An 812-nucleotide genomic window follows, 5' to 3' on the forward strand; every position below is an offset into this window, starting at 1 on the left:
ATCAACGACGCCATCCGTATTCGCGAGCTTAACCGTATTGTCTTCGGTCTCCGGCAACACCGGCAAGTTACGTTCGTATAGCGCGGCTCCGTGCTCCGATAGCCAAACGCCATTTACCGCTACATCGTATGCCACTATTCCTTCACCCCCATCGATTGCAGGCGGGATAGCGCGCGAGTCCGTTCGTCGTAAAACGTAGCGATATCGGCTTTATCCGCGAGTGTAACTTCATCTACGCCGAGATCGATATGCTGCGTAATATTCGTAACTGACGCAGGCGCTTGCGGTGAAATGCGCGGGCTTGCGATCATATCGAACAGCGTCGCTTGCTGCTGCGGATTAAGATACATCTCGCTCGCGTGCGCTATAACCGGAACAGCCACGCCATGTGCGCCCTTAACGATGCCGCCGTCCTTAAACGCCTGCAACGCGCCAGTATCCGAAGATACTCCGTATAGTTTCCGTAGCTCCTCGTTACGTGCGTTAAGCCGCGCCATCTCCGCCGTATTACCGCTCGCCTTCGCCGCTGTCCATGCGGTTTTATTCGCGTTATATTCGGCGAGGTCGGACGCCTTCTTCGACTCCGCATTGATCTGCGTAATCGACGCCATTTTCGCGCGATATTGCGTAAGGAATCCGTCGAGCTCTGTAAGGATCGCGTTATTCGCGCTGCCACTTGCGCTAACACGGTACGCCGCGATTCCGTCCTCTATCGATTTAATATCGCCTGAGTACGCATCAAATGCCGCCGTTAACACGCTGTATTGCGCTTCGGCTGCGGTCTTCTCCGCTTCGTACGCTTTCGTCTTCGC

1 pseudogene is annotated in these 812 nt (G+C 55.0%); it reads right to left on the reverse strand.

The annotated features are described in order from the left end of the window. Window positions 1–134: 134 nt before the first annotated feature. Window positions 135–812: pseudogene (locus tag CA598_RS32600) on the reverse strand (hypothetical protein); the annotation flags it as partial.

Origin of the sequence: Paenibacillus sp. VTT E-133291, from assembly GCF_002264395.1 — a bacterium.
In the GTDB taxonomy this organism is placed as follows: domain Bacteria; phylum Bacillota; class Bacilli; order Paenibacillales; family Paenibacillaceae; genus Paenibacillus_AQ; species Paenibacillus_AQ nitricinens.